The 8,206-nt window shown below is 66.2% G+C and carries 7 protein-coding genes and 1 pseudogene; 1 reads left to right on the top strand and 7 read right to left on the bottom strand.

Annotation, left to right across the window (positions count from 1 at the left end):
• Positions 1-367 precede the first annotated feature (367 nt).
• Positions 368-1,003: a hypothetical protein gene (locus AZG88_RS53740; RefSeq protein WP_231914064.1), complete on the top strand. Its 636-nt coding sequence runs from the start codon at positions 368-370 to the stop codon at positions 1,001-1,003.
• A gap of 230 nt (positions 1,004-1,233) precedes the next feature.
• On the opposite strand, the pseudogene AZG88_RS52635 reads toward AZG88_RS53740, so the two are convergent.
• The 7 genes and pseudogenes from AZG88_RS52635 to AZG88_RS17870 all read right to left on the bottom strand — a co-directional run.
• Positions 1,234-1,374, bottom strand: a pseudogene (locus AZG88_RS52635) (IS5/IS1182 family transposase); the annotation flags it as partial.
• Positions 1,375-1,583: 209 nt separating this feature from the next.
• Complete coding sequence (locus AZG88_RS17895; protein ID WP_061698445.1) at positions 1,584-2,894, bottom strand: MFS transporter; 1,311 nt, start codon at positions 2,892-2,894, stop codon at positions 1,584-1,586.
• Between the two features lie 268 nt (positions 2,895-3,162).
• Positions 3,163-3,945, bottom strand: coding sequence for an enoyl-CoA hydratase/isomerase family protein (locus AZG88_RS17890; protein WP_061698444.1), 783 nt, complete (start codon positions 3,943-3,945; stop codon positions 3,163-3,165).
• Positions 3,946-4,006: 61 nt separating this feature from the next.
• Positions 4,007-5,182: a thiolase family protein gene (locus AZG88_RS17885; protein WP_061698443.1), complete on the bottom strand. Its 1,176-nt coding sequence runs from the start codon at positions 5,180-5,182 to the stop codon at positions 4,007-4,009.
• Complete coding sequence (locus AZG88_RS17880; protein ID WP_061698442.1) at positions 5,179-6,720, bottom strand: class I adenylate-forming enzyme family protein; 1,542 nt, start codon at positions 6,718-6,720, stop codon at positions 5,179-5,181. The genes AZG88_RS17885 and AZG88_RS17880 overlap by 4 nt, the downstream gene beginning before the upstream one ends.
• Positions 6,717-7,139 (bottom strand): Zn-ribbon domain-containing OB-fold protein, encoded by a 423-nt coding sequence (locus AZG88_RS17875; RefSeq protein ID WP_063886824.1) that lies wholly within the window; start codon positions 7,137-7,139, stop codon positions 6,717-6,719. The genes AZG88_RS17880 and AZG88_RS17875 overlap by 4 nt, the downstream gene beginning before the upstream one ends.
• Positions 7,139-8,005 carry a hypothetical protein gene (locus AZG88_RS17870; protein WP_197487852.1) on the bottom strand — a complete coding sequence of 289 codons (867 nt, stop codon included), beginning with the start codon at positions 8,003-8,005 and terminating at the stop codon, positions 7,139-7,141. Before AZG88_RS17870 ends, AZG88_RS17875 begins: the two co-directional genes overlap by 1 nt.
• Positions 8,006-8,206: the final 201 nt, after the last annotated feature.

Raw genomic sequence — 8,206 nt, 5'->3', positions numbered from 1 at the left:
ATCCGTCTCGATCCGATCCCCTGCCAGAGACACCTGGTCGCCGCTGCCCCACAAAATCGAGGACGACGCCCTGGGGCGGAATCGAGACGGTTGATCCACCCGGGGGGGGCCGCGGCACTTGGATACAGTTGTGCCACAAGCTCATTGCNNNNTGGGAGCGCGGCGACAAGACTACCAGCGCACCGAAGCCTAGGGCAGGGGACGTGTCATTTCTGCAGGTCAAAGGTGAATTCTGGGGCGGATACGACACCACCAGCACTGATGTCGGCCCGGTGCCGCTGGTGCGAGTTCTCACCCGTCCGGCAAGCTCGGTCGCGGCCGACCGGCAGCACAATCGCCGCCCTACCGTCCGGTTAAGCTTCCCGCCATGGCGCTTGGACTCATGCGACGCACGCGCGCCCACCCCGTCGATCTCGAAAACCTCGCCTACGCTGCGTACGAGTTCCGGGAAGCGCTGATTCCGCTGCAGGGCATCACCCCCGACCGCTGCGATGCCGCAGCCACCGAGTTGCGGAACAGAGCACTCGTAGCTGAGAAACGATTTTTCGCGGCTGTCGCTGGGCTCCCCCGCCGCGAGCGCACACTCGCCGGTCACTGGGAGAACGCGGCGGTCATGCGCTACCGGTATGGGCTGGAGGTCTTCGCGCGCGCCGAAGACCTCGGCGCCGACATGCTCGCCCAACTCGCCACCCACCGGCGGCCGTCGTTGCCCGCGCTCACCGAACTGTGCGACGCCTGCACCGATGCCCGCGCCCTCGATTATCACCAATGGCCCGAGATGTTCGGGGCCATACCGCGCAGGGATACCCGGCGGCGTCGCACCGCCCCCGGCGACTCGGCGGGCGCCGACCACGATCGGGCCACCGGGAGGCCCTGCATTGTCGATCAAGCTGAACTGCGGTGGCGGATCCGCCGTGACCTGACAGCCTGGTCGCCCGTGAACGTCCTCGCAGAGGAGAATCAGCCGGGACGGACGCCGAACGCCATCTCGTCCGGTGGCTGAAATTGGCGTGCGAGACCCTCGACAGTCTCGAGATATTGCCGCGCAATGGCGCGAGCGCCGCCCGATCCAGGGCTGCTCCCGACATCGCGCAGCCGTGGCCGGGTGTCACCGACGGTCGACCGCGGGCTCCGGTGTGCGGTCCGCGGCCTCGGGGTGCGAAACACACAGTCCGGCACCACCCACCCCGCCCGCGTCGGGGGTGTGCTGATCTGTGTCGGGTTAGGGCGGCTCGCGGTGAACACCGCTCGATCACCCACCGGTGCACTGCCCCCGCCCTGCGGGGGCGCACCGATTCGCGGGATCACTGTCTCGGCGATTGCGATCTCCCACAAGGCATCCGCCACCAACCGCAGAGACAACTCATCTACCACACGTCACATTATGTCCCGCGCGCCACTTCATCCACCTGAGACGCGCTGAAAAAGGAAGGCTTTCGGACACGGTCTACAGGCACGTTCACACGTGGGGACGGCTCCCCATGTCCTGAAAAACTCACTCTGGTAAGGGTCGTGCTCGTGCAGCTGCCCGATCAGTGCTGTGCGGCGGGGACTGCCCGGACCAGTTGCCGGGCGGCCTCGGTCTATGTCAGGACGCGGTCCCGGGTTTCCGGCATCCGCGCGTACACGATTACGCCCACCAGTGCCGCCGCGGCGACATAGAGCCATACCCAGTCCTGCAGACCGTTGGTGGCCAACCATGTGGTGGTGTAGGGGGCTGTTCCGCCGAACACGGCCACCGCGATGGCGTAGGGAAAACCGATTCCGGTGGTGCGCACTTCGGCGGGGAACTGTTCGGCCATGACCGTCGCGATAAGTCCGGCGTAGCCGGCCAACAGCGTGACGCCCACGATCTCCACGGCGAACAGTGTCCAGAAGCCGCCGGTCTCGAGCAGACGGAACGCCGGATATGCAAATACCAGGAAGCCGACTGCGAAGGTCAACATCACCGGTTTGCGCCCGATGCGGTCGGCGATGATGCCGACGAAGGGAAGTAGGCACAGGAAGTAGGCCAACGCGATCGTGTTCGCCACCAGTGCGGTCTGCAGTGTCATTGTGCCGATCACCGCGCTGACGTAGCCCGGCATGTAGTTGATCCAGATGTAGTAGATCAGCACGCCGGCGGCCGCCATCCCGATCACGCGGAGCGCGGCACCCGGGTGCTTGCGGAACACTTCGGTCAGGGGATTTCGCGGAATGCGGCCCTCTTCTTGCGCGGTGCGGAAGCTGTCGGTCTCATCGAGTCCGATACGCAGCCACAGACCTACCATGCCGAGGAGTCCGCCCGCGATGAAGGCTGCCCGCCAACCCCAGGACGACATGACGTCCGGTTCCAGCGCGGACGTCAACACCAGGGCTAGCACGGCAGCGATCAGCACACCGAGTCCTGCCGAAACCTGCTGCCACGACCCCGCGAAGGCGCGGCGCATCCCGGTGGCGGATTCGACGAGTAGTGCGGAGGACGATCCGAATTCACCTCCGGCAGAGAATCCCTGGACCAGGCGTGCCAGCAGAAGCACGATCGGTGCGGCCACGCCGATCTGCTCGTAGGTCGGGCACAGCGCGATCACGAAGGCGCAGCCGGCCATCATCACGATGGTCAGCGTCAGGCCCTTCTTGCGACCGTAGCGATCGGTGAAGACGCCGATGACAGCACCACCGACCGGGCGCATGACGAAACCGACCGCGAAGACGGCAAGCGTCGCGAGCAGGCCCGCCCCAGGTGCGGCAGGCGGGAAGAACTGGGTGGCAAACACCGGCGCGAGCGCACTGTAGAGCGCCCAGTCGATCCATTCGACGGTGTTACCGACCGATCCGGCGATCAGTGCCTTGCGTTTCTTGCGGGACTCGGTTCGAGCCGCACTCGAGTGAGTACGACTGCCTTGGACGGACAATGTCCAACCTCCTGTTGGGTTCCGCGCTCAGGGGTCTTCGGTGTTTCCGACGGACCGACTGTGATCCACGTAACTACATCTAATATAATTATATTTACTTGTGATGGCCGGGTTGTCAACCCTTGCAGCCGGAACCTTCGGGTCAGCTGCGATACCGCCGGACACATACGGGAACCGGCAGAGCATCGCGCTCTGCCCGCCCGCGTGTCCCGACGCCTCCGCATCCGAACACCGCCGCGGCTCCTCGAACACTTTCGGCGCGAAGTCGTCAGCTTCCGACGAAGTACGCCGGCCGCTTCTCGGCTAGGGCGCGCCGGGCTTCGCGGGAATCCTCGGTCGATATGACGACGGCATGGTGTGAGGAGATGAGGTCGAGAGCCGTTCTCAGGTCGTGCTTCTCGCCCAGCTTCGCGCTGCGCTTGATCATCTGCACCGCCACCGGAGGCTGATGGGCTATCTCGGTGGCCAACGCGAGTATAGCCTCATCCAACTGGTCGTCTGGGTGGACGGAGCTGACCAGTCCGAGGGACAACGCTTCCTGTGCGGCGACGACCTTCCCGGTCCACATCAGCTGCAGGGCCGTGGCGGTGCCGACGATCCGGGGTAGTAGGTAGCATCCCCCGTCGCCGGGAACGAGACCCACCCGGATGTATGCCTGGGAGAACCTCGCCGACTCGGAGGCCAGCCGGATATCGGCGAGCAGGGCCATGTCCATCCCGGCACCGAACGCGTCCCCGGAGACCGCGGCCAGGTAGGGCTTGCTGAGCGCCTCCGCCGCGTGGGCAACCTTGTGCACGTGCTTGGTCAGGAGGTTCTTTGCGCCGAGGGGTGTCGGTTCGATGCTGTCGAGCACCGCGAGATCGACACCGGAGCAGAACGATCCGCCCGCCCCGGTCAGGACGACGACGCGGATATTCGGGTCGTCTTCGGCTTCGGTCAGCGCGTTCGCCCAGGTGTCGATCATCTCCAAGGTGAAGGCGTTCTTCCGCCGTGGACGGTTGAGCCGGATGGTGGCGACGTGATCTGCCACCTCGTATTCGATATCTGCCATGATGATTCCTTCGGTCTGGCGTGGCTGGCGACCTCGACGGGGCGGTCCGCGCGGTCTTCGGTCAGTCCGCGGCACCGAGGACGAGGACGTTGTAGTACTGGGCGCCGGATCCGGCTCCGGCGACCAACCCGGTTCGTGCGCCGGGTACCTGCCTGTTGCAGCCGTCTCCGCGGATTTGCCGGACGGCCTCGATGATCTTCAATGTCGGTGCGCCCCAGCCGATGTGACTGAAGGACAGAACGCCGCCGTCGGTGCAGGTGGGCAGTCCCCCGTCGATGCCGATTCCGGTGTCGAGGGCGAACGGTCCGCCCTCGCCCTGTTTGCAGAAGCCGAGGGCTTCGTACTGCCGGAGCACCTCGGCGGAGTTGACGTCGTACAACTGGACGAAGTCGAGGTCGTGGGGTTCGATGCCGGCGGTGGTGTAGGCGCGGCGGGAGGCGTCGGCGCCGATCATCCACACGTCGTCGTAGCGGGGTGGGTCTACATATTGTTGGCGCATCCATTCGGCGCCGCCGCCGAGGATCCGCACCGGCGTCGACGGCAAATCCCGGGCCCGCTCGAGCGTGGTCACGACCAGGGCGGCCGCGCCTTCGTTGGCCAGGCATACCTCCAGCCGGGTGAACGGATCCACCAGCTTCGGGGCGGCGAGGACGTCCTCGGCGGTGTACGGGCCGCGACCGGCCATCACGGCATCGGGATTGGCCGATCCGGTGTTGCGGATGGTTGCGGCGACTTCGGCCATCGCCTCCCGGGCATGCGGATACTCGTGCAGGTAGCGCTGCGCCACAAGCGCGAACTGTGCGGTGGTGAACGAGCCGAAGGGCTCGACGAACTCGTTCGCCGGACGCGTGTAGGAGGCGACACGGCCGGCTTCGGCGGTCATCACCCCCGCCTGTCCGCCGGTGATCAGCACGGTGTGGCATTGGCCCGTCGCAATCGCCGCGGCGGCGTCGAGGACTGCAGGCACGCCCTGCGGGTAGGTGTCACCGATCCAGCGCACCGGGATTCCCAGCAGTCCCGCCCAGTCCGCCGATCCGGGTTGGAAGACTGTGCCGCCGGGTCCTGGCCAGCGGGCACAGATGCCGTCGACCTCGGTGCGGTCTATCCCGGCGTCCGCGAGGGCCGCCTTGGCGGCGTGCACACTGGCGGTCAGCGAGTTCATCTCGAGTCGCCGAGCCTGCTGGGTCATTCCCACGCCGACGACCGCGATGTCGTGGAACGGATGGCCGGTGGTCATGCAACACCGGCCGGGGAAGCCAACTTCTCTCGCACTTGGGCTTTCGTGATCTTGCCGACCGCATTGCGCGGCAGATCCTGCCACACTTCGATCCGTTCGGGAACTTTGATGCTCGGGAGCCCCTGCTGTCGGCACCACTGCATGAGTTCGTCCGCCGACGGTGCCTGCGCCCCACTCGCGACGACGACCGCGGCGATCGCCTCACCCCATTCGGGATCGTCGAGGCCGACGACGGCGGCCTCACGCACCTGTTCGTGCAGGGTCAGCACGTTCTCGATCTCGGTGGGCGCGATATTGAATCCACCACGGATGATGAGGTCCTTCTTCCTGCCCACGATCTTCAGATAACCGTCGGATGTCCACTGCCCGATGTCACCGGAATGCATCCATCCGTCGACGAGCACCTCCGAGGTCCGCTCGGGTTCGCGGTAGTAGCCGACCATGGTGTACGGCGTGCCGAACACGATCTCGCCGCGCTCGCCCGGGGGGACGTCAGCACCGGTCTCGTCGACCAGGCGCACCATCACCGCCATCGACTCTTTTCCGCAGGTGGTGAACAATTCCGGGCGACCGGCCGCGGCAGCGGCGTGGTCGCTCTTGCGGAGCATGGTGCCGATCGAGGCGACTTCCGCCATGCCGTACAACTGCACGAAAATCGGGCCGAACCGCTCGACGAGGGCCGCGACGCGGTCCGGCGCGATGGGGGCGGATCCGTACCCGATCGTCCGTAGGGTCGGGATCGCGTCACGGTCGATCTCGGATTCGAGCAGTCGAATCAGCATGGTCGGCACCAGGAAGGTGTGGGTGACCGCGTTCGCTCGCACGTCGTCGACGAACCGCGCGGGCTTGAAGCCCCGCGAGTCCGCGAATCCGATCGCACCGCCGAGGAGGGCGAGCGGAGCGAGGGTGATCTGCATGCTGGAGTTGTGGGGAATGGCGATCATCCACCGCGTCTGCGCGGACAGCTCGTATTCGGTTACCGCCACTGCGGCATGCTGCAGGGTGGCGCCGACGCTGAAGAGGATGCCCTTCGGTCGACCGGTCGTGCCGCTCGAGTAGACGATGCAGAAGTCGTCGCCGGGGCCCACCTGCCGCTCGATGAGTGGTGCGGCGGCGGACGAGGCGCTCAGCTGCTCGTCGTACTGGCTCGGATCGTCGATATCGAGCACGACGACGGAGGTGCCGTCGGTGAGCCGCCGCGCCATCGGGGCCAACTCCGCGTCGGCGAGAATGACTTTCGGGGTGCAGTTGGTGAAGATGTCGGCGTACTCCGGCTCACCCAGCCGAAAATTCAGACCGACGTAGACGGCGCCCGCCTTGGCGCAGCCACCGACGAGTTCGACCACCTCCATGCGGTTGGCGACCAGCACCGCGACGCGGTCACCGCGGGCCACCCCGTACCGGTCGATGAGCAGATTCGCCAGGCGGCAGGCCCGATCGTTGACCTGCGCCCAGGTGCGTGCTCGGGTGCCTGCGAAACATGCGAGGGCCTGTGGGTCCCGGCGGGCGTTTCTACTGAAGGCGAGTCCGATATTCATCGCAGGTCCTCTGTGTCGGTGGTGTGGAAGGCGGGGAAGGTCCAGTTCTCGTCGATCTCGGTCCAGGTCACCTCGACGCGTGCACCGATCGGCGTCGGTTCGTTCCGCGTGGTGACGATGTTCGTGAGCAACTGCCAGCCCTCGTCCATGTCGACAATCGCGAGCTCGTAGGGTGCTGGGAGGGCCGGGGACGGCGGGCGGTGAACGATGGTGCTGCTGTAGACGCTTCCGCGGCCGGTGCTGGTCTGGTAGCTCCACTTTTCGCCGAGGCAGTGGGGGCAGATCAACTGGGGTGTGAAGAAGCTGCGGGAGCAGTCGTCGCAGACGGGACGGATCAGGCGATGCTCGCGGGCTGCTGCCCAGAACGGCGCCGTCAATTCGCTCGGGGTGGGCAGTGGCCGCTCGAGTTGCATGTCCATCAGCTGCCGCCGACGAGCAGGAGGTGCGCGGCTTCCGCGACGGGCATGCCGATGGTGACGCCGCGGTCGCGGGCGTGGCCGTTGCAGGCGCTGATCAGCCCTTCGTGGTAGCCGCGGAAGGCGTCGCCGATCGGCGCCGTGCGCCCGTCGATGCAGGCGCCGGCCAGTCCGGCGTCCTCGGCGGTGCGCAGTCCGACGATGCCGGAGTCGTTCTTCGACATGCCTCCGTCGTGGCAGATGAAGGCCCATGGGTCGGCCTCGAGCAAGAACTTGGCGCCACTGCGGCCTGTGTGGCCCGCGGTCACCATGACGCTGCGGCCGGCGTCCTCCGGCAGCGCCCACACGATGGAGTCGGTGACGACGATCCGGCGGCCGTCCGCGAGCTCCTCGACGATCTCGCGCCGGATCTTGTTCCCGACGGTGGTGTCGGTCAGCTCTTTGTCGCGCAGGAGCTCGGCCGCTTCGCGAACGGGCATCCCGACTGCCACGCCCAGGCTTTCGGCGTGGTAGTTCACATGGGAGATCAGGCCGTTGTCGTAGAGGTCGCGTCCGTTGCCCATTTCCACGGTCATGCCGTCCGCGGTGGCGGCGGGGATGCCCAGTGCCTCCAGGTACCAGAGTCCGGCGATCCCGGCCCCGTCCTTGCCGACGCAGGCGTCGTGCCCGATGACGCCGCGGGGGCGGTGGATGGCACACATGCGTGCGGGAAGGACGCCGATGTACGACGCCGGCAGGACGACGTCACGGTCGGTGTTCCGCCCGTCGACCCAGCGGGCGGAGTCCATGATGATGATCCGTCGTCCGTCGCGTTCGGCGACAACTTCCTGGGGATGGTCCTTCTCCCGCTCGAGCAGGGTCTCGCCCACGTCACTTCTCCTCGCCAGTTCGGCACACGTCATGCACCTGAAACAGTATGTGGTGTTATCATAGACATATTTAATCGTGGTTGAGAAGAGCTTCTCGGAAACCGATTCCCCTCGCACGCTTGTAGGTCGCGCGGCCGGCCCGAACTGCCTCGTAACCAAACAGGGTCTCGACTACCGGTCTTAATGATGCTTATATTATCT

Origin of the sequence: Rhodococcus sp. LB1, from assembly GCF_001583455.1 — a bacterium.
Lineage (GTDB): Bacteria > Actinomycetota > Actinomycetes > Mycobacteriales > Mycobacteriaceae > Rhodococcus_F > Rhodococcus_F opacus.
This window is presented reverse-complemented; position numbering and strand designations above follow the sequence as displayed.